At 52.9% G+C, this 20,649-nt stretch carries 17 protein-coding genes, 1 tRNA gene and 2 rRNA genes; 18 read left to right on the top strand and 2 right to left on the bottom strand.

Translation table 11 applies throughout. The annotated features are described in order from the left end of the window. The first annotated feature begins 153 nt into the window (after positions 1-153). From rrf (H8B09_RS25555) to H8B09_RS25470, 18 genes are all read left to right on the top strand, one after another. Positions 154-270, top strand: a 5S ribosomal RNA gene (gene rrf / locus H8B09_RS25555). A 224-nt stretch (positions 271-494) separates the two neighbouring features. Further along, positions 495-611: ribosomal RNA gene (gene rrf / locus H8B09_RS25550) — 5S ribosomal RNA — on the top strand. A 533-nt stretch (positions 612-1,144) separates the two neighbouring features. Further along, positions 1,145-2,287, top strand: a complete 1,143-nt coding sequence (locus H8B09_RS25545; protein WP_224753987.1) for a putative glycoside hydrolase — start codon at positions 1,145-1,147, stop codon at positions 2,285-2,287. Between the two features lie 203 nt (positions 2,288-2,490). Beyond that, positions 2,491-3,954 (top strand): IMP dehydrogenase, encoded by a 1,464-nt coding sequence (gene guaB / locus H8B09_RS25540; protein WP_191206407.1) that lies wholly within the window; start codon positions 2,491-2,493, stop codon positions 3,952-3,954. 164 nt (positions 3,955-4,118) lie between these two features. Next, a complete protein-coding gene (locus tag H8B09_RS25535) occupies positions 4,119-5,426 on the top strand; it encodes a D-alanyl-D-alanine carboxypeptidase family protein (protein ID WP_318152763.1) in 1,308 nt (435 codons plus the stop codon). Positions 5,427-5,565: 139 nt separating this feature from the next. Further along, on the top strand, positions 5,566-6,447 hold the full coding sequence (gene pdxS, locus H8B09_RS25530) for a pyridoxal 5'-phosphate synthase lyase subunit PdxS (protein ID WP_191206405.1): 882 nt from the start codon (positions 5,566-5,568) through the stop codon (positions 6,445-6,447). Positions 6,448-6,594: 147 nt separating this feature from the next. After that, complete coding sequence (gene pdxT, locus H8B09_RS25525; protein ID WP_191206404.1) at positions 6,595-7,179, top strand: pyridoxal 5'-phosphate synthase glutaminase subunit PdxT; 585 nt, start codon at positions 6,595-6,597, stop codon at positions 7,177-7,179. A gap of 62 nt (positions 7,180-7,241) precedes the next feature. After that, complete coding sequence (serS, locus tag H8B09_RS25520) at positions 7,242-8,522, top strand: serine--tRNA ligase (RefSeq protein ID WP_191206403.1); 1,281 nt, start codon at positions 7,242-7,244, stop codon at positions 8,520-8,522. Positions 8,523-8,646: 124 nt separating this feature from the next. Beyond that, positions 8,647-8,735, top strand: a tRNA-Ser gene (locus tag H8B09_RS25515). A gap of 146 nt (positions 8,736-8,881) precedes the next feature. Continuing rightward, the gene (locus H8B09_RS25510; protein ID WP_191206402.1) at positions 8,882-10,618 is read left to right on the top strand and encodes an RNA polymerase sigma factor; all 1,737 of its coding nucleotides are present in this window, start codon (positions 8,882-8,884) and stop codon (positions 10,616-10,618) included. Positions 10,619-10,664: 46 nt separating this feature from the next. Beyond that, the gene (locus H8B09_RS25505) at positions 10,665-11,012 is read left to right on the top strand and encodes a hypothetical protein (protein WP_191206401.1); all 348 of its coding nucleotides are present in this window, start codon (positions 10,665-10,667) and stop codon (positions 11,010-11,012) included. Between the two features lie 17 nt (positions 11,013-11,029). Then, the gene (locus H8B09_RS25500; protein WP_191206400.1) at positions 11,030-11,230 is read left to right on the top strand and encodes a hypothetical protein; all 201 of its coding nucleotides are present in this window, start codon (positions 11,030-11,032) and stop codon (positions 11,228-11,230) included. Between the two features lie 33 nt (positions 11,231-11,263). Then, on the top strand, positions 11,264-11,422 hold the full coding sequence (locus H8B09_RS25495; RefSeq protein WP_191206399.1) for a small acid-soluble spore protein P: 159 nt from the start codon (positions 11,264-11,266) through the stop codon (positions 11,420-11,422). 120 nt (positions 11,423-11,542) lie between these two features. Continuing rightward, entirely contained in the window at positions 11,543-12,613 is a 1,071-nt protein-coding gene (locus H8B09_RS25490) for a hypothetical protein (protein ID WP_191206398.1), read from the top strand. Positions 12,614-12,811: 198 nt separating this feature from the next. Then, positions 12,812-14,110 carry a type III polyketide synthase gene (locus tag H8B09_RS25485; protein ID WP_191206397.1) on the top strand — a complete coding sequence of 433 codons (1,299 nt, stop codon included), beginning with the start codon at positions 12,812-12,814 and terminating at the stop codon, positions 14,108-14,110. Beyond that, entirely contained in the window at positions 14,103-14,813 is a 711-nt protein-coding gene (locus H8B09_RS25480; RefSeq protein ID WP_191206396.1) for a methyltransferase domain-containing protein, read from the top strand. Before H8B09_RS25485 ends, H8B09_RS25480 begins: the two co-directional genes overlap by 8 nt. Positions 14,814-14,942: 129 nt before the next feature. Further along, on the top strand, positions 14,943-16,268 hold the full coding sequence (locus H8B09_RS25475) for an FAD-dependent oxidoreductase (RefSeq protein ID WP_191206395.1): 1,326 nt from the start codon (positions 14,943-14,945) through the stop codon (positions 16,266-16,268). 273 nt (positions 16,269-16,541) lie between these two features. Then, positions 16,542-17,711, top strand: coding sequence for a serine hydrolase domain-containing protein (locus H8B09_RS25470; protein ID WP_191206394.1), 1,170 nt, complete (start codon positions 16,542-16,544; stop codon positions 17,709-17,711). A 122-nt stretch (positions 17,712-17,833) separates the two neighbouring features. On the opposite strand, the gene H8B09_RS25465 is transcribed toward H8B09_RS25470, so the two are convergent. Both H8B09_RS25465 and H8B09_RS25460 read right to left on the bottom strand, forming a co-directional pair. After that, entirely contained in the window at positions 17,834-18,904 is a 1,071-nt protein-coding gene (locus tag H8B09_RS25465; protein WP_191206393.1) for a serine hydrolase domain-containing protein, read from the bottom strand. Positions 18,905-19,151: 247 nt separating this feature from the next. Beyond that, positions 19,152-20,573 carry an ABC transporter substrate-binding protein gene (locus H8B09_RS25460; RefSeq protein ID WP_191206392.1) on the bottom strand — a complete coding sequence of 474 codons (1,422 nt, stop codon included), beginning with the start codon at positions 20,571-20,573 and terminating at the stop codon, positions 19,152-19,154. Positions 20,574-20,649 lie beyond the last annotated feature (76 nt).

The raw sequence follows: 20,649 nt of genomic DNA, 5'->3' as shown, positions 1-20,649 counted from the left end.
TGCGTGCAGCTGACGAGTACTAATCGATCGAGGGCTTATCCTAAAATCCTTCTTCGGAAGGTAAAGCAAATGCTAAAGCTAAGGATTCAACATTCGCATCCAGTTTTGAAGGTGTAACCTTCAATTAGTGAGACTGATCATCAGTCGAACATGTTTGGTGTCGATGGCGGAGGGGTTCCACGCGTTCCCATACCGAACACGACCGTTAAGTCCTCCAGCGCCAATGGTACTTGGACCGCAGGGTCCTGGGAGAGTAGGACGACGCCAAGCACGAAGCAAGCCGTGTCTTAATGACACGGCTTTTTTGTTGTTATACGGAACGAGAAAAGATGTATATAAAGGCCAGTCAGCACCGAGAAGGTTGAATTGGATCGAAGAAGGAGCAACGGAGTGTAGGTTAGGACCTACATGAGTAGCGGACTTCGAGAGCCGGTTCAAGATTCGACGTCGAGTAAACTTCTTGAGTTTTCATCGTGATCACTGGCCGATTATTGTTTGGTGTCGATGGTGGAGTGGTTCTACGCGTACTAATACCGAACACGACCGTTAAGTCCTCCAGCGCCAATGGTACTTGGACCGCAGGGTCCTGGAAGAGTAGGACGACGCCAAGCACGAAGCAAGCCGTGTCTTAATGACACGGCTTTTTTGTTGTTTTCGGAATGAGAAACGAACTATATTAAGTGGATCAGTATCGTGATGAGTGCCAATTCAGCATTTTACGTCGAATAAGCAATTTGAGATTGTTCGTGATCAACGGAGGATTCATTCTTGTACTGCAGGGGTCTTAGAGTATGGGACGACGATAAAGTAAGCTGTGTAAATTATGGCACGGTTTTTTTGATGTTTACGGAACGGGAAAAGATTTATGTAGAGGTCGATCAGCACCGAGAAGGTTGGTTCAGACTGTAGAATGAGTAGCGGAGTGTAGGCAAAACCTACATGAGCTGCAAGGTTTCCGGAGGAAACTACATCGGAAGCATAAGCTTTGGAGTTCGAAGGCTGGATCAAGATTCGTCGTCGAGTAAGCTCCTAGATTTTACTTCGTGATCATCGGCCGTTATTGGATATATATCCTTCTCAAGCTAATTCGGTGAATCGCTAATACTACACGTAAAGAACGCGTTGAGAAGGAGGCGGTTTACCGATGAGAAGGGCAAGCACAGCGCGACGTTGGATGAGGTATGGAACGGCTGTTTTGTTGTGTGGGGTGCTTGCGTTAACAGGCTTGTTTACGCCAGATCAGGCCCCTACTTATGTAGGCGCCAAGACGGCCAGCACGATGGCCGGTAGCACGAAGGGTGCAAGACAGCCGATCCGAGGGATCTATGTATCGGGATGGGTTGCCGGCAACAGCACAAAGATGAATCAATTACGGCAGTTGATACGCGAAACTGATCTGAATGCAGTTGTGATTGATGTGAAAAATGATTTTGGACGATTGACCTATCGTTCTTCCAATGCTGCTGTTCAACAGACGGGAGCGGATCAATCCCCTACAATTGCGAACATGAAGCAACTTCTTCAGAAGCTGCATCAGGATCATGTATACACGATTGGCCGAGTAGTCGTATTTAAGGATCCATATCTGGCGAAGAGAAAACCTCAATTAGCAATTCGCCGTCAAGACGGCGGAGTGTGGAAAGACAGCCATGGGCGGCCGTGGATCGATCCTTACCATCAAGAAGTGTGGAACTATAACATCAATATCGCGGTTGAGGCGGCAAAGCTTGGTTTTGACGAGATCCAATTCGATTATGTACGGTTTCCTGAAGGCATTACAACCAAGCAGGTGAAGTTAGCCAATGCGAATGGATGGAGTCGCGCGGAAGCGATTCGACGCTTCCTACATCAAGCTCGGCCTGCTATTCATCGTCAGGGAGCTAAAGTATCGGCTGATGTATTCGGACTTGTTACTTCAGCGACTGATGATATGGGGATTGGTCAACGCTGGCGGGCGATTGGACAAGAAGTTGACTATATATCGCCGATGATATATCCGTCGCATTACGGTAACGGAATATATGGCGTGCGTGATCCCGATATGCACCCTTATGCGATCGTGAGCCGTGCTATGGCAGACGCGAAGAAGCGTAATCAAGCGATGGTAGAGAGCGGAATTAAGCCAGCTCAGCTGCGTCCATGGCTGCAGAGCTTCACGGCTACATGGGTGCATCCGCATATGGTGTATGACAAGCAGGCTGTGAAAGAGCAGATCAAGGCGTTGCATGATCAAGGCGTACACGACTTTCTGTTGTGGAGCGCGGCATGCAAATATAACTATAGATGAACAGGTAACTTACCTTTTGTAATAGTCAATGTTAGCTCTTTGGCAACGCTGTTAACCCGCATCCTTTTCATGAAAATATCGATGAAAGCGGCTGAAAATGCCGATTTTACAGCCTTGACAGCCTATACCCCCTCTGCTAATATTGCAATAATATCCGTCAGAGCAAGCTAAATATAGGATGAAATAAAGGGAGGAACATACTCGTGTGGGAAACAAAATTCGCCAAAGAGGGTTTGACGTTTGACGACGTGCTGCTCGTTCCGCGCAAATCTGAAGTGCTGCCGCGTGAGGTTTCGGTAGGAACCGTACTCAGCGACAATGTGAAGTTGAATATTCCGCTTATTAGCGCAGGCATGGATACTGTTACGGAATCGGCAATGGCGATCGCAATCGCTCGTGAAGGCGGCCTCGGTATCATTCATAAGAACATGTCGATCGCGCAACAAGCCGAAGAGGTAGATCGCGTGAAGCGTTCGGAGAGCGGCGTCATTACGAACCCATTCTCGCTGACGCCTGACCATCATGTATATGATGCTGAAGCGCTCATGGGCAAGTACCGGATTTCCGGCGTGCCTATCGTTGATGAGAACGGCAAGCTGGTCGGCATTTTGACCAACCGCGACCTCCGCTTCGTTCATAACTACTCGATGAAGATCAGCGAAGTAATGACGCGCGAAGAGCTTGTTACGGCACCGGTCGGCACGACGCTGGCTCAAGCAGAAGTCATTCTTCAGAAGCATAAGATCGAGAAGCTTCCGCTCGTAGACGACAATAACGTACTTAAAGGTCTTATTACCATTAAAGATATCGAGAAAGCGATCCAATTCCCGAACGCAGCGAAAGATCAGCACGGACGACTCGTCTGCGGCGCCGCAATCGGTATCTCGAAGGACACGTTCGAGCGTGCAGAAGCGCTTGTTAATGCAGGCGTGGACGCAATCGTAGTGGACTCGGCACACGGTCACCACATCAACATCCTCGCCGCTGTTGCGAAGCTTCGCGAGAAGCATCCAACGCTGACGATCATCGCGGGCAACGTAGCAACAGGCGAAGCTACTCGCGACTTGATCCAAGCCGGCGCATCGGTCGTTAAAGTCGGTATTGGTCCAGGCTCGATCTGTACGACGCGCGTTATCGCGGGTATCGGCGTACCACAGATTACAGCCATCTATGACTGCGCAACGGTTGCACGCGAGTACAACATCCCGATTATCGCGGACGGCGGCATCAAGTACTCTGGCGACATCGTGAAGGCTATCGCTGCAGGTGCAAGTGCCATCATGGTCGGCAGCTTGCTTGCAGGCACGGAAGAAAGCCCAGGCGAGTCGGAAATTTACCAAGGTCGTCGCTTCAAAGTGTACCGCGGCATGGGTTCGCTCGGCGCAATGAAAGAAGGCAGCAAGGACCGTTACTTCCAAGAGAGCGAGAACACGAACAAGCTCGTTCCGGAAGGCATCGAAGGCCGCGTTCCATACAAAGGCGCAATGGCTGATACGGTTCACCAACTGGTTGGCGGTCTCCGCTCCGGTATGGGCTACTGCGGCACCGCATCGATCGAAGAGCTTAAGAACGATACGCAATTCATTCGTATCACGGGCGCCGGTCTTCGCGAGAGCCATCCGCATGACGTTCAGATTACGAAAGAAGCGCCTAACTACTCTCTCTAAGATTAGTAGAATAGCAGCGCTCATTGGATGCTAAACAGAACAAGCCAGATAAGGGAAATTGCGGATTAACGCAATCTCTCTTGTCTGGCTTTTTCATTATACGTTTACTATGTTACAATAATGAACGACGAAAGCTTATGGGAAATGGGGAGAATAACTTGAAGGTGAGTTTCAAGCTGGGGCGCCTGCGCTCAATGGTGGCGGCATTGTTAGCAGTATGGATGGTTATGTTGGCGTTGGGTTCCACAGCAGCTTTTGCTGAAGGAGAAGCAAAGGATGCGACAGCTTCTGCGGGAGCGAGCAATCCGCTTGGTATTGATGCAAAGGCAGCAATTCTTATTGAGCCAACGACTGGTCAGGTGTTGTATGAAGTGAACGCGGATCAACCAATGCCTCCGGCCAGCATGACGAAGATGATGACAGAGTACATCGTACTCGAAGAAATTAAAGCGGGCCGCCTTGCATGGGATACGGTTGTATCTACATCGGAGGAAGCAGCAACGGTTCCGCCGGACGGTTCCCAAGTTTATCTGGCAGTAGGCGAGAAACATACGGTTAAAGAGCTTTATATCGCAATGGCAGTCGGCTCGGCCAGCGATGCGACAATCGCATTAGCGGTGCAAGTGGGCGGTTCTGTTCAAGGCTTTGTCGATAAAATGAATGAAACAGCGCAAAATCTCGGTATGACATCGGCGCATTATACAGGACCTGCCGGTCTTGAAGATACAACGGTTATTTCGGCTCGCGACCAAGCGAAGCTGGCCGCAACCATTGTTAATGAACATCCAGAGTTTCTGGAATATGCAAGTATTCCACGTTATAAGTTCCGCGAGCGGGACAAAGGCGAACTGATTAACTACAACTACATGCTTGCATCGAATAAAGATGTAACAGCACTTAAATCTTATGCATATCCAGGCGTTGACGGCATGAAGACGGGCTATCTGTCCGCTGCAGGCTATTGCTTCACAGGTACGGTTCAAGTTAACGGACTCCGTTATGTGAGTGTTGTCATGAACACGAAGTCGAAGGGCGCTCGCTTCCACGAAACAGCGAAGCTGTACGATTATGCTTACGCAAGCTTCGAGAAGAAAACGATTGTTGCACCGAAAACTGTCGTAGAATCTGTGCCAACGGTTAAAATAACGAAGGGCAAAAAGAAATCGGTTGGTGTCATCACGGCCAATGACGTGAGCTTCCTCGTGAAGAAAGGCGCCGAGGCGAAGGCGGATGTCGTGAAGACGGAGCTGCTGCCGGATAGTGAACTGAAAGCACCAATTAAACAAGGCCAGAAGCTCGGTACGGTAACGTATGAGTATAAAAACCCCGATTCCGGCCAAAAGTTGACGAAGACGGTTGACCTAATTGCCGCTGAGGACGTGAAGAAAGCAGGCTGGTTCACGATGTTGTTCCGCAACATTGGCAGCTTCTTCTCGAGTCTGTTCAGCGGAATTGCTGGCTTGTTCGGCTAAAATTTAATATGTAGCTTTTAGAAGCGCAGCAATCGCAGCTGTAAGGTTGCCGATTCGCTGCGCTTCATGTAAAATCAATGGTTAGAGTTACATTCGGAGCTATCATTGTATCCGCATATAAATAGGAGGTTTTCAGGAGATGGAAACAGGAACTTCGCGCGTTAAACGCGGTATGGCTGAAATGCAAAAAGGCGGCGTCATCATGGACGTCATGAACGCAGAGCAAGCAAAAATCGCTGAAGCAGCAGGCGCAGTTGCAGTAATGGCGCTTGAGCGCGTTCCATCCGACATTCGTGCAGCAGGCGGCGTGGCTCGCATGGCTGACCCAACGATCGTTGAAGAGGTAACGAAAGTCGTTTCCATTCCGGTTATGGCTAAAGCGCGTATCGGTCACTATGTAGAAGCTAAAGTACTGGAGTCGATGGGCGTTGACTACATCGACGAGAGCGAAGTACTGACGCCAGCTGACGAAGTGTTCCACATCAACAAGAACGAATTCACAATTCCATTCGTATGCGGTGCGAAAGACCTGGGCGAAGCCCTTCGCCGCATTCAAGAAGGCGCATCGATGATCCGTACTAAAGGCGAGCCAGGAACGGGCAATGTTGTAGAGGCTGTTCGTCACCTTCGTCTGATCCACGGTCAAATCCGTCGTGTTTCCAGCCTGTCGAAGGACGAGCTGTTCAACGAAGCTAAAGTACTGGGCGTAAATTACGATCTGCTCGTTCAAGTAGCGGAAGCTGGCAAGCTGCCAGTTGTAAACTTCGCAGCAGGCGGCGTAGCAACACCAGCTGACGCGGCGCTCATGATGCACCTTGGCGCTGAAGGCGTATTCGTAGGCTCCGGTATCTTCAAATCGGACAACCCTGAGAAATTCGCTCGCGCAATCGTTGAAGCAACGACGCACTACACAGACTACAAGCTGATTACGGAAGTATCGAAGAACCTCGGTACGCCGATGAAAGGCATCGATATTAAGACGCTGTCCGGTTTCGACCGCATGCAAGACCGCAGCATCTAATAAGCTGTTCATTGCTTCTGCAAACAGAGAGAAAAGCCCCTATAACAGGGGCTTTTCGGCAATGAAGGGCATACTACGCTATAGATGGTTGTACATATTCGAACGCTGATCGATGTGAAGGCGTCAACATAAAGGCAGGTATCCGTTATGAAAATAGGCGTATTGGCGCTGCAAGGCGCCGTGGCAGAGCATATTCGCGGACTGGAAGCAGCAGGTGCGGAAGCCGTTGCTGTGAAACGTGTGGAAGAGCTGGACAGCCTTGATGGTCTCGTTATCCCTGGCGGGGAGAGCACGACGATCGGCAAGCTGATGCGGAAGTATGATTTTATCGACCCGATTCGGAAGTTCTCGGCAGAAGGCAAGCCGTTATTCGGTACATGCGCAGGTCTTATCGTTCTCGCGGACCGCATCGAAGGCCAAGATGATGCGCATCTCGAGCTCATGGATATGACGGTGCAGCGTAATGCATTCGGCCGTCAGCGTGAAAGCTTCGAGACGGATCTCGACATTAAAGGCATCGATGAACCGATTCGTGCCGTATTCATCCGTGCTCCGCTTATTAAGGAAGTTGGCGCAGGCGTTGATGTATTGTCGACTTATAAAGATGAGATTGTAGCTGCTCGGCAGAACAACCTGCTGGCATGCTCGTTCCATCCGGAGCTGACGGACGACTATCGTCTTCACGCTTATTTCGTCGACATGGCGCGTGAGGCGGCAGCGAGCCGCGTTTAAGAAGCAATCGAAGCCGGTGAGCATATGGAGGCAGCCGGCTCATATTGAGAGGAGAATCATTCGTGCTAGATGTGAAGTGGCTCAGAAATGATTACGATAAAGTGGTGCAAGCACTTGCTAACCGTGGCAAGTCGGAAGAGCTCGTAGCAGCTTTCCCGGTGCTGGATACGCGTCGCCGCGAGATTCTGGTGGAGTCGGACAATCTGAAGAACCGCCGCAATATCGTATCGCAAGAAGTTGCGAAGCTGAAGAAATCGGGCGGCGACGCAGAAGCGCTTATTATCGAAATGCGTGAGGTTGGCGACCGGATCAAAGAAATCGACGACGAAATTCGCGTATTGGAAACGCAAATCGAAGAGTTGACGATGGCGATCCCGAACCTGCCGCATGAGTCGGTGCCAGTTGGCGCATCGGAAGAAGACAATGTGGAGATTCGCCGTATTGGTACGCCTACCGAGCTTGGCTTCGAGCCGAAGGCTCACTGGGAGCTGGCGCAGGATCTTGGCATTCTCGACTTCGAACGCGCGGGCAAAGTAACAGGTTCGCGCTTCGTGTTCTACCGTGGCTTGGGTGCGCGTCTTGAGCGTGCGCTTATTAGCTTCATGATGGATCTGCACAGTGACCAGCATGGTTACGAAGAAGTGCTGCCGCCGTATATCGTTAACCGCGACAGCTTGTTCGGTACAGGTCAGCTGCCGAAGTTCGAAGAAGACCTATTCAAGCTTGAGGGCTCGGATTACTACCTGATTCCGACGGCAGAAGTTCCGGTAACGAACATTGCGCGCGAAGAGATTCTGAGCAATGAAGATCTGCCGAAGTATTTTGTCGCGTACAGCGCATGTTTCCGTTCTGAAGCGGGTGCGGCAGGACGCGATACGCGTGGCCTGATCCGCCAGCACCAATTCAACAAAGTCGAGCTGCTGAAGCTCGTTCACCCAGAGTCGTCGTACGATGAGCTGGAGAAAATGACGGCGAATGCAGAGAAAGTGCTGCAGCTGCTTGGTCTGCCATACCGCGTATTGTCGTTGTGCACGGGCGATATGGGCTTCACCGCTGCGAAGACGTATGATCTCGAAGTGTGGCTGCCAAGCGCAGACACGTATCGTGAAATCTCGTCGTGCTCGAACGTAGAGGACTTCCAAGCGCGCCGCGCAGCGATCCGCTTCCGCCGCGAGCCGAAGAGCAAGCCAGAGTTCGTGCATACGCTGAACGGCTCAGGTCTTGCAGTTGGCCGTACGTTCGCTGCGATTCTTGAGAACTACCAGCAAGCTGACGGTTCGATCGTTATTCCGGAAGTGCTGCGTCCATACATGGGCGGCGTCTCGGTTATTGCGAAGAAATAGTGCTTTAGGGAAGGGCCGTCCGTTGCGACGGCTCTTTTTTGTACGTATTTCGGCTAAAATGCAAAAAGGAAGTTGATTGTTAGAATTCGCTTGTGGTACAATCTTAATGTTAGACTTTAAATGTGGAGAGGTACCGAAGCGGTCATAACGGGGCGGTCTTGAAAACCGTTAGAGTGCAAGCTCACGTGGGTTCGAGTCCCACCCTCTCCGCCAGTTTACTTTTACCTTGCATATCATCTAAGAGCTGCGCAGCCTGCGCGGCTCTTTTTTTTGTACAAATTTCGAAATACGACCCAACCGGTCTTCACAAACCCCCTACTTATTAAGTAAGTACGTCAAATCAATGACAGAGGTGCGATATGGACGACAGGCAGGCAAGCGCGGCAACAGTGGCTGACGAAATCACCGGGACTATGACAAATGCATCGATGAACGAGGACGAGCGGGAGCACGCTGAGCAGCAGGTAGAGCAGTGGGTGCATCGTTACTCGGGCCGGATCTTCGGTTTCGCGCTTCGGAAGCTTGGTCACCATCAGGACGCAGAGGACCTGGCACAGGAGATTGCAACTGCCCTGTTCCGCTCCTTGCAGGGCGGGCGGGGGATCGACAATATGGATGCGTGGGTACGGCGGATCTGCAGCTACACGTGGTCGAACTACGCCGCGAAGCACAATCGGCATTGGCGCATGGCTGCCGGTGGCGATGATGGCTTCGATGAAGCGCTGCTTGCAGACGAAGAACCGTCCGTATTGAGTCGAATGGTCGAACAGGAGACGCTTGATCAACTGCGGCAAGAAATTGCCTTCTTGTCCAAGCGCCACCGCGAGATTACCGTCATGCACTATTTCGAAGGCCTTCGTGTCGAGGACATTGCTGCAAAGTTCGGCTTGTCGTCCGGCACCGTCAAATGGCATCTGTCTGAGGCGAGACGCAAATTGAAGGAGGGGCTTAAGATGACAAGCCAGCAACCAACACTCAGTTTCACGCCAGTCCGTATGCATGTCGGGCACACAGGATCACCGGGACCGCATTTCGAGCCGAACAGCTACTTCCATTCTCTTCTGGCTGGTAATATTGCAGTTGCTGCATATGATCGGCCATTGACGATTGAAGAGCTTGCCCGCAAAGTAGGCGCGGCGTCGGCCTATGTAGAAGAACTTATTGAACCGCTGAAGCAGGTTGGACTGATGTCTTCGAGAAATGGCGGAAAGGTGCAGACCAATTTCATTATTCGGGATATGAATGGCCTACGTGAAGAGAGCATGATGCTGAACCGGCATGGAGAAGCGATAGCCGCTGCATTCTATGACGCGATAGCAAGCCGTCTCCCAGATATTAAGGCGCTTGCATTTCATGGCTGCCAAGAGAACGATACGTTTCTGCTCTGGTCCTTTATACCGCAGGCTATCCTGCATCATTATTGGGCAGCAAAGCCTCATCAATTTTATGACTCGATTCGTGAGCCGGAACGTGCGGATGGCGGGCGTTATTATGCCGTCGGGAATATTAGGTACTCCAAAGATGAATGGATTGCGAATATCCCGAATGCTGAGATCGCAGAACAATATGTGTGCAATGGCATCAAAAGCAGAGCAGACGGAGGACGCATACACGCTTTGCAAATGGACACCTATTGGTCTGGCATGCAATGGCGCGACTTTAATGGACCTGATCTAACGGCACTCGGTCGTCTGGCAGACTGCTTGAATCAGCAGACGGAATTATCCGATCACGATAAGCTAGAGGCAGCTAAACTTGCGAAGAGCGGCTATGTTTCCAATGAAGACGGGCTGACGTCGATAAGAATACCGTTCTTCAATAAGGATCAGTACGCTGCTTATACGGCGATTATTGAAGAAGCGCTTGTCTCCATTGATGCACGCGCGTTACTGGAGCCCGTCCAAGACGATTTCATCGCGTTGTGGAAGCGGCTGGCGCCCTCCCACATTGCAAAGGAGGAAGTCGGCAGTCACAGCATACAGGAGGGACTAGGAATTATTTTCGCCATCATGGAGGCACTCGTTCGATTCGGTAAGCTGCCACTGCCAACCGAGGAAGAGAAGGCACGACTGACAACGATCGTGTGGGAAGCATAAAATCATCATCATCTTCGCATCTTAAACAGTGTGGAGGTGGACAGTCATGGCATATAACGATGAGTTACAAACGGATCAACAACAGCTCGCATCGGCTTGGGCTAGCACGCTGCCGACAACGATTAATGAGGCAGACCAGGCAGAAGTGTGGCCCGACGAAGGGGACCCGAGTGCACTGCGCGTGACGATTCATACGGCGGGGCATCAGGATTATTCGTTTGATTTTAAAGTAGGGTATGTCGATGATCGCGAGGTCAGCGTTGAGTTGATCGATGTGGAGAAAGCAGGCCAGTCGGTGGATGAGCGCACGGACATTATTCAGCAGCTCGCTCTCGATTATAAGCGTCATATTCATGAATGCGCGCAGGCGGTCAATTCGAATCGGTACCACTGACGAAGGAGCGATAAACAATGACGAAAGCAAAAAACGGCGTCGACAAAAACTTATCGAACGTCGTGGAGCAGCTCGACCTTAACCCCGTCAACAGCCATCATGCGCAGCAGCTGCAGCAAGATAAGAATGATCGCCGCAATCAGGCTGCGATGGATCATGACGATCCGTCCGATCTGTCGACACCGTTCAGCGCGGGTTCATCCGGCAGCGGAAGCTAATCCAATTCATCTTACAGGAGGACTGTAAATACGATGAGTAAACCAGACAGCGTACCTGTCCCTAATCCTGAGTCTGACAGCAGCGCGAGCGGCCGTTCCCGTCAAGGCAATCAGCCGCAGCAGCCGCTCTCGGGATCCAAGAAAACGAAGCAGCGGAACCATTCCAGACAGAATCACGGCGAAGGTTCATAACAGACATATACAGGCCCGTTTCCATAGATTGTGGAAGCGGGTTTTTATGTTAAAAGCTTGTACATAGGGTGACCATCACGTATGATGAATGAGTATCGAATAAAGGGGGAAATTGAAACGATGAAATGGATACAGCGAACAGCTATTCTTGCTATGGTTGCGATTTTGTTCGTTGTTGCAGGATGCAGCAGCAGTAAACCTTCGAAGGAAGCACTGGTAGATTCTCTTAAGAAAATGTCGGAAATGCACGCTTACGCTTTCAGCGGTACGGTCGGCATTAATGATATAACGATTCCAGTTAGCGAATCAGATGAGCTTGGCATCGCGTCTATGGTGGCATCCGTGCTGAAGGGCTCGAAGATTTCGTTCGAAGGCCAACACGATCGCGATGCGAAGCGGACAGATGTAACGATGAAAGTAGAATACAAGACAGACGGAGCTTCAACGACGCTTGAAATTCCAATGATCATGACCGATGAGAAAATGTATCTCAAAATCCCGAGTCTGCCTTCCCTGCCAGAGAGCTTGACGAGCAAGTTCGTTGAGATCGACCTGAAGAAGCTGATGGAAGTGCAAGGTGCGACGGACGCTCCGGCGATCGACAATGATAAGATGATCAAGCTGAGCAGCGATATGATCCTTGCGATGGTTGAGCCTTTTGAATCGAAGGACTTCTTCAGCGAACCGAAAGCAGCCGACGTTCAAGGCTTGCCGCAAGACGCGAAGTATGACAACCTGGTTCAGTTCCAGCTGACGAACGAGAACTTCCCAGCGGCAGTTGATACGATCCTCAATAAAGTAGCGCCTGCTATTATCGATCTGTTGGCTGCTGATGAGGAATACTTGAAGCTGATCAATGTGAAGAAAGAAGATCTCGATAAAGCGAAGCAGCAGCTTACGGATAACGGCGCGCAGTGGACGGAAGAGGTCAATAAGGCAGTTAAAGTGAACGACTTCAAGCTGACGACTGGCGTAAAAGACGGCTATATGACGTTCCAAGGCATTAACGCGGATATCGTTGTGTCGGATGAAGGCCAAGGCGAGACGAAGCTGAACATGTATGCGCAAAGCACGTATTCGGCGATTAACGAGAAGCAAACGTTCAAACAAGAGATTCCGACAGATACGACGAAGCTTGAAGATCTTGCGAATTCGTTTGGTCTCGACTTGTCGGAGCCGGTATTGCAATAATTCAATAACTTACTAGTCGATCTGGTCCATGCCCGAGCATTCGGGTGTGGACCTTTTTGTATATAGGGATACGATTTGTATAGGGAAAGAGTACAGTCTTGTTCTATTGGTACGAGCATCCGAATAGAATGGCAACAGTTTGTCCCTGAGGTTCCTGGGGCGGACGGTAGAAACGTTCGAATAGAGGAGGAGCTTCAAATGGGACGATATCGGATTCGGGTTTCACAAAATAAGGCCGCATTGCTCGGCATCGGCACTGCATTGCCGGAGTGCCGGCTCGATCAGCGCGAAACGGCATTGCGATTGGCTGAGGGGTTGGAGGCGGCAGGGCAGCGGGACGCGGCGCGATGGGCTCGCCGCATCTTCAATCAGAGCGGCGTCGAGACGCGGCATAGTTGCGTAACCAGCTTGTCCGGACCTGCTTCGGAGAGCCGGTTCGCGCCGGGAACGGCGGCTCAACTGGTGCCGCAGACGGCCGAGCGGATGGCGATGTATCAGGAGTTCGCGCCGATTCTCGCGGAGCGGGCAGCGAGAGAAGCGCTTGCGGACAGCGGCGTTGCCGCGCATGAGGTGACGCATGTACTAACGGTGAGCTGTACAGGTATGTACTTGCCTGGTCTCGATGCGGAGTTGACGCATCGGCTTGCGTTAAATGAGGGCACGCGTCGGCTGCCGCTCACTTTTCTTGGCTGCGCCGCAGGTATGACCGCGATTCGCACTGCACGTGAACTTGTTGCAGCGGACGAGCACGCAGTCGCGCTCATCGTATGCGTCGAGCTATGCACGCTGCACACGCAGCCATCTGGCGATAGAGAGTCGTTGTATGCGGCAGCATTTTTCGGAGATGGCGCTTCGGCTTGTGTAGTCGGACGTCCGTCCAAGCAGCGCGGGGCGAACGGAGACCGGTTCTTACTGACGGAGGGCTGGGCAGGGCTCGCGCCAGAGGCGGCGGAAGCGATGAAATGGACGATTGGCAACCATGGCTTCGATCTGTTCCTGTCGCCGCAGGTGCCGGAGCTGCTCAGTCGGTATGTGCCGGATATGGTGGAGCGGTACGCACCTGGGTTCAAGCCGGATTGGTGGGCGATCCATCCGGGTGGGCGCGGGATCGTTGATGCCGTGCAGAAGCTGTTCGGATTAAGCGATGAGGATACGCAGGCAAGCCGTGAGGTGCTGCGGTCGTACGGCAACATGTCGTCGGTGACGATTCTATTCGTGCTCCGTGCAATGAGAGATAGGCTGAGGGAGCAGGGAAGCGGGCAGTCTGAAGGATTAGCTGTTGCATTCGGGCCTGGGCTTACGGCGGAGCTGATGCGAATGACCTATGTGCCGAGTATGGCGGATGGCGACACGCGCATTGAGCGGGATGTCGATGACGAGTTAGCTGCGTATGAGGATCCGGAGGAAAGCTTGAGTCGGGATTGGGGGATCAGCGGGCATCGCCGTACCGATGTGCGGACGGTGACTGAACCAGTTGTTGGTGGACGTTATGGCTGATCTTCAGCTGCGCCATCGGGCGCTGCGGCCGGAGCTGATGGACGATCATGGAACGGGCGGCGATTCGTTGCGAGAGGCGCATCGGCATTTGCAGCGGCTCAATCAGATCTTTGGGGCGGCAGGTCCGGTTCTGTATGCAGTGCGACAATTATGGCAGGAAGCAGGGCGGCCTCGGCAGCTGTCGGTGCTCGACATTGGCTGCGGAGCGGGCGATATTAATCGCTCGCTGCTGCGGTGGGCGGAGCAGGAGGGCATCGAGCTGCTGTTAACGCTGGGTGATTTGACGGAAGAGGCGTGCGCGGAGGCGCGTGCGCTCTATCAGGACGAGCCTAGGGTGACGGTGAGACAGCTGGATCTATTCAAGCTGCAGCCGGGGGAAGCGGATATCGTGGCGGCTTCGCAGTTGCTGCATCATTTTGATGAGGAGCAGGTCGTGGAGGCTGTTGAAGCTATGGTGCGCGGTTCCCGGATTGGCTGTGCCATCGGCGATATTCATCGTCATCCGATCGCGTGGGCGGCTGTATGGCTGGTGACGAGGACGGTGTCTCGCAACCGCTATATTCGGCATGACGGTCCGTTGTCTGTTGCGAAAGGGTTTCGGGCTGCCGATTGGCGGCGGGTACGCGAACGGTTGGCCGATGGTGGTCAGCTGGCTTATTCTTGGCGGCCATTGTTTCGTTATGCTTGCTGGGTGAGGAAGTAATAGACCGGTATGCTGCTTGATGGGAAAGTGAAAACGTTGTGCGGTACACCCGCTGGATAGGATTGAGGGGACGGGAGCGGCATACCTGCTGGAGAGAGTGTGGGAGACCAACAAGGGAGCGAAAAGGCGATGCAGATGTATGATGTGATCGTCATAGGCGCAGGGATTGCAGGGGCGAGTACGGCTTGTGCGATGGCGGCGCGGGGCTGGAACACACTGCTGCTTGATCGGCATTCGTTCCCGCGGCATAAGGTTTGCGGCGAATTCCTCTCGCCGGAATCGGCGCGATCACTGACATCGCTGGGACTGGCGCATGTGCTGGAGGGGCAGACACCGCCGCCTGAGCCGATCGAGCGCATCCGGCTGGCGGCGGCGTTCGGCAAACCGCTGGAGCTGCGGCTGCAGACGCCGGCGCAGAGCATTAGCCGCTATGCGCTCGACTATGCGCTGCAGCAAGAGGCGGATCGGCGCGGAGCTGTTGTGCGTACCGGCGTGACGGTGCGCGGCATGGCGCGCATCGCGGACGGCTGGCGCGTTAGCATCCGTTCGCGCGAGCATGGCGAGACGGAGCTTATGGCGCGCGTCGTCATTGGCGCTTGGGGGCGGAATGCACCGGCCGAGTGGATGGAAGCGGGAGTAGAGCTGCCGCTCACCAACGATGCTGTCGAGGCTCTGGGTGGGGACGGTGAGTCGGATCGCTTGCGAGTGGGAGCTGGCGCTTTTCGACGAGGCGGACTTAGTCGACAGGACAAGCAGCCGTCGGATGTGCAGGCCGATTGGCGTGGCAAGGTGAGCGGCGGCTCAGGTAATGAAGGCGGCGGGGGAAATGGGCGGGGCAAACGGCTGCTTGGCGTGCGGACGCTGCTCTCCGGCGTCCCCGCGGAGCCGGTGGTGGAGCTGTTCTTCTTCCGCGGCGGGTACCTGGGGTTAGTACCCGCTGGCGATGGGACGGCGAACGCGGCTGCGCTCGTGACGCCGGAAGCTTTCACAGCGGCGGGACAATCCGCCGCCGCTGTCTTGGACGCGGCAGCGCAGCAGGTGCCCGCGCTGGCAAGGCGGCTGCGCGATGCGCAGCCGGTTGCAGGCACCACGGCGGCGACGCCGGTGGTGCTCACCCGCGAACCGCGGGCATGGGGCATCGTGCCGCATGTCGGCGATGCCGCTTCGGTCATCCCGCCGCTGTGCGGGGACGGGATGGCGATGGGTCTGCATGCGGCGGCGCTGTGCGCGCCGCTGGCGGACCAATATCTACGCAGCTCGATCTCGCTGCAGGAATGGAGAATGGCGTACACGGGGGCATTACAGCGGGATTTTGCCGGACCATTGCGTTGGGGGCTTCGCCTTCAGGCCGGTCTTGGGAGCAGGGCGTTATCCGGCGTGCTGCTCGGGTTGGGGCGGCTTGTGCCTAGTATGGCGTATCGGCTTGTCGAGGCGACCCGGTTGCAGCTTCATTAAATAGGTTGTTGCATTTATTGCTGGCGTTGGATTGCGAAGTATCAGGTTCGATTGAATGAGGTGGGCTGCTTCGTCTGTGGACGGAGCAGTTTTTTGTATTGTGTACAAAAGAGCGAATGTTTCGTGAAGGGTTTCGGAAACGGTTGTCAGTATGATTATCAATTGTTAAATTTGCGATGTTTCGATTGAGAGGAAGGAATTGTTAATATAAATGTACAATAGTAAATAAAAACATTACATATCTATTGTTCATCATAAGGGAGGCGCAATACAATGCGTAATCGACAGCTAGAGTATGGGTCGGCTCAGCAGGTCGGGATGTCCGAAGCCCGAGTTAGACGAATTGCTGAAGTAGCGGAACAAATGGTTACGAACGGCGTAACCCCGGCACAGGTAGTCGTTGCGGCAAGGAAAGGCGTCGTTATCGTACATCAGGCAAACGGCAAATTCGGCCCAGAGCCGGAAGCAGCAGAGCTGACGCGCGACGCGCTGTTTCCGCTCTGCTCGATCACGAAGCTGTTCACGGCGACCGCCATTCTTATGCTTGTAGAGGAGGGCCTCATGGGTCTTAATCGGCCGATTGTTGACTATATTCCCGAGTTTACGGGTCCGGGCAAGAAGGCTGTTTACGTTCATCATCTGCTAACGCATACGTCGGGCATAAACGGCGAGGATGTGTGTAAAATCATATCGCGCAAGCGTGAACAAGGGGACGAGCTGCCTGCTTGTCCAGAAGGTCAAGATTCAGACACGCACGAGTCGTTGTTCTACGGCTATGAGGTGCCGCTTCGCACGAAGCCAGGTCAAGTCATGCAGTATCTGGGCTTTGGCTACCAGCTGCTGGGCGAAATCGTTAGCCGGGTGAGCGGAATGCCTTATCACCGTTTTGTAGAGGAACGGATATTCCGGGCTCTTGGTATGAATGATACATACTTTGCAGTGCCGGATTCAGAGCGATATCGGATCGTGCGCCGGGCGCCGGAGGCAGCATGTGCGGAATGGATCGAGACGGAGGACCTGATCCAGTCGATGTCTGCAGGCGGCGGTGCGTATGGCTCGGCGTATGACTTAGCGATTTTCGGCCAGATGTTCCTGTTCGGCGGGGAGTATAACGGAGAGCGGCTGCTGAGTCCCATCAGCGTGTTCGAAATGACGCGCAACCAGATTCCTGGCGTCTCCTCGCAATACCGTGATGAGGTGTTTCCGGAAGCTTACTGGGGTTATGGCTGGGCAATCAATGGGTCGAAGCGGGATGGCGGCGACTTGTTCTCAAGTGGTGCTTACTCGCACTGGGGAGCAGCTGGCCCGTTCATCTGCGTCGATCCACTGTACAGCACAGTGACGGTGCATCTGTCGGTTGAGCTCGATCATAATCGCCCGTTCAAGAACATGTATGCCGATCATTTCAATAACACAGTGCTGGCTGCGATTGAGCAGCTGTAGTGATGTTTACAAAAGCGTGAATAGAGAGATTGGAAGGATAACATAAGTATGCCTGAAACGGATAGCTGTTTCGCCAACACATAGGGGTGTGCTGGCGGGACAGCTATTTTCGTACGCGGCGGTTATACGTTTGCCTCAGCTCTCAGTACGTTCATAACCTGTCTGCCGATCTCATCAAGAGGCATCATAGGGCCTGGTTTGCGCCATTTGCTTAGCAATTGTCCCACTAGGATATCTAATATGAAGGCGGACGTGTAGCAGTAGTTGGACAAAACAATGACGCCTGTATCGTTATGACTGTCGAAGGCCGTATAGCTGGAGAAGCCGTAAGTGCCCCCATTATGCCACAGGTACTCGTACCCGGGTTGCTTCTCGAGGACCCAGCCTAGATGCCGATCCGTACCATTCATTGACACAGGGGAATGAATAGTCTGCAGGTAACGAGGAATAGAGGGGTTCTGCTGCGCGTGAAGGTTGCTCTGGATGAAAGTTATCATATCTTCTGCCGAGGACTTAATCCCGCCGGCGCCTTCATGAAGGGATAAGTCCCAGTGAGGGACACGTTTGCCTGTGGAGGTAAAGCCCGTGGCCAAGCGCTGCTTCTGCTCCTTCGACAGGTGAACGGATGTGTTAGGCATATGGAGAGGGCCGGTGATATATCTGTGCAGCAGTTCATCATACGTGCTGCCGGCGGTGCGGCATAGGATGTGGCCCAGCAGGCCGAACCCGAGATTGGAGTACTCATAAGAGCCAATCTTATTCTCGCCATGGTAGCCTGTCAGATAGGCGAGCATAAGTTCTTCTGTATAGTCGGCAAAAGGGTTTAACCGGTTGCGAGGCTTCATGTTACCAGCCATTCTTGGCAACCCCGATGTATGTGTGGCTAAGTGCTGAAGCGTTATTTTGTTCCAATAAGGACTGTTGTGCAGCGGTTCGAGGTACTCGGATATAGGTTTGTCTAATGAGACATAGCCATCTTCGGCACAAGCCTGCAATAGGATGCTCGTAAACACTTTCGTGATCGAACCAATCTCATACAGCATATCGCTGCCGGAAATAGTGGAGCCGCGAGGTACTCTTCGGTGCTGGAAGTAGGAAGCTTCTCCTTGATGGATAATGCCGATCGTCAATTGAAGATGCTTCTTGCGGTGAATATAATCGTCCGTGATAGCGTGAAATTGATTTGGATGCAATAGAAGTCCTCCTAATGACTGTTATTCAAAATTTACCCATTCAACTTATTGCTGTTAAATACGAGCGTGTAGGGTTAAGGTTTCGGTGAATGCATCTCAGGCGTGAACGAGCGGATCTTACATTCTCCGAAACGTTAAAAAAAGCATCTTCCTCTCCATAACCTGACCGATCGTCAGATAAGGGATCGAAAGATGCCTTGTGTTTCATTACTTAATACTCATGAAATGGATTGGACTCCATATGAGCTTATTTCTTCACCGAGCTGTTGTACGTCGCCAGCTTCTCGTTGATCTGCTTCGCGGCAGCATCCAACGCGGCCTTCGGATCTTGCTGGCCATTCAGCGTGGCCTCGATTGCGCCTTCTACGATTTGACGGGCCTCTGGGAATACGCCCATCATCGCACCGTTCGTAGCCGAGGAATCGATGGAAGCATGCAGCTGGTCCACTGCCGTCTGGAATTGCGGATACTTCGCCATGTTGTCCTTCAGTACTTGTTGGTCATATGCGGCCTTCGTGATAGGGAAATAACCCGTGCTCACGTTCCAGACCGCTTGTACTTCCGGTGTCGCCAAATATTTGATGAATTCCCAAGCTGCCTTCTGCTCTTCCTCTGGTTTGCCGCTCAGAATATAGTTGCTCGCGCCGCCAATGACAACGCCGCCTTCCTTCGCATCGGCTGGACGAGGCAAGAAGCCTGTACCAACCTCGAACTTGCCGGCAACGCCGTTAACGATGTTACGCAGCGATGCCGTGGAATCGATCGTCATAGCGATCTGTCCCGCCGTGAAGGCAGCGGAGGTGTCAGACGTCTTGCGGCCGAGGTTGGAGATTGCCTTATCGTCGAGCATGCCCTTCCACCACGTCAGCGTCTTCACGCCTGCATCGGTGTTAACCAGCGACTCTGACGCTGCGGACGATCTGCCGTTGCCGTTGTTCAAGTATTCGGCGTTCTGATTCGCGAAGAATTGTTCCATGAACCAACCGTAGATGGCGATGGAACCACCCGTAACACCCGACTTCGTCAGTGCCTTCGCATCTGCTGCGAACTCCTCATACGTCTTCGGCGGGCTCTCTGGATCGAGGCCAGCCTTCTTGAAAGCATCTTTGTTGTAGTAGAGGATTGGGTTCGAGGTGTTGAAAGGCATGCCGTTCAACTTGCCGTCCATCGAGTAGTAATTTGTGATGTGCGGCTCGAGCTGACTCAAGTCAAACTTGTCGGCATCGATGAACTGTTGAATCGGCGTAATGTAGCCTGAGTCTATCATGAAGCGGCTGCCGATCTCATACACTTGTACGATATTCGGGCTGTCTTTGGAGCCCATGGAAGCCTTCAACTTACTTAGGCTCTCGTCGTAAGTGCCTTGGAATACGGCTTCAACCTGAATATTCGACTGGCTGGCGTTGAAGTCGGATACGATCTTCTTGATCGCTTCCTCGTTAGCACCTGTCATGGAGTGCCACCAGGTGATCTTGACTGGAGCAGCCGAGCTGGTCGTCTTATCGCTGTTGCTCGGCTGTGTTGTCGATTCATTCGCGGTCGTCGATGCGGGGGTTTGTTCCGAGGTTTTGTTCGTATCGTTGTTGTCGGAGCTGCCACATGCGGATGCTACCAGCAGAAATGCAATGGAGGATGCGGCTAACATTTCTTTCGAACGAAGCTTCTTCATGTTTCAGTACTCTCTCCCTTTTCATATCCATTATTTTATTTATCAATCAACTGCTTATTGCAGCGGATCGCGTGCC

Source organism: Paenibacillus terricola (genome assembly GCF_014779765.1).
Lineage (GTDB): Bacteria > Bacillota > Bacilli > Paenibacillales > Paenibacillaceae > Paenibacillus_T > Paenibacillus_T terricola.
This window is presented reverse-complemented; position numbering and strand designations above follow the sequence as displayed.

Coding starts and splice junctions, on each gene's coding strand:
- H8B09_RS25545 (WP_224753987.1), top strand. CDS start 1,145: ATGAGAAGGGCAAGCACAGCGCGACGTTGGATGAGGTATGGAACGGCT.
- pdxS (WP_191206405.1), top strand. CDS start 5,566: ATGGAAACAGGAACTTCGCGCGTTAAACGCGGTATGGCTGAAATGCAA.
- pdxT (WP_191206404.1), top strand. CDS start 6,595: ATGAAAATAGGCGTATTGGCGCTGCAAGGCGCCGTGGCAGAGCATATT.
- H8B09_RS25510 (WP_191206402.1), top strand. CDS start 8,882: ATGGACGACAGGCAGGCAAGCGCGGCAACAGTGGCTGACGAAATCACC.
- H8B09_RS25505 (WP_191206401.1), top strand. CDS start 10,665: ATGGCATATAACGATGAGTTACAAACGGATCAACAACAGCTCGCATCG.
- H8B09_RS25500 (WP_191206400.1), top strand. CDS start 11,030: ATGACGAAAGCAAAAAACGGCGTCGACAAAAACTTATCGAACGTCGTG.
- H8B09_RS25495 (WP_191206399.1), top strand. CDS start 11,264: ATGAGTAAACCAGACAGCGTACCTGTCCCTAATCCTGAGTCTGACAGC.
- H8B09_RS25490 (WP_191206398.1), top strand. CDS start 11,543: ATGAAATGGATACAGCGAACAGCTATTCTTGCTATGGTTGCGATTTTG.
- H8B09_RS25485 (WP_191206397.1), top strand. CDS start 12,812: ATGGGACGATATCGGATTCGGGTTTCACAAAATAAGGCCGCATTGCTC.
- H8B09_RS25480 (WP_191206396.1), top strand. CDS start 14,103: ATGGCTGATCTTCAGCTGCGCCATCGGGCGCTGCGGCCGGAGCTGATG.
- H8B09_RS25475 (WP_191206395.1), top strand. CDS start 14,943: ATGCAGATGTATGATGTGATCGTCATAGGCGCAGGGATTGCAGGGGCG.
- H8B09_RS25470 (WP_191206394.1), top strand. CDS start 16,542: ATGCGTAATCGACAGCTAGAGTATGGGTCGGCTCAGCAGGTCGGGATG.
- H8B09_RS25460 (WP_191206392.1), bottom strand. CDS start 20,573: ATGAAGAAGCTTCGTTCGAAAGAAATGTTAGCCGCATCCTCCATTGCA.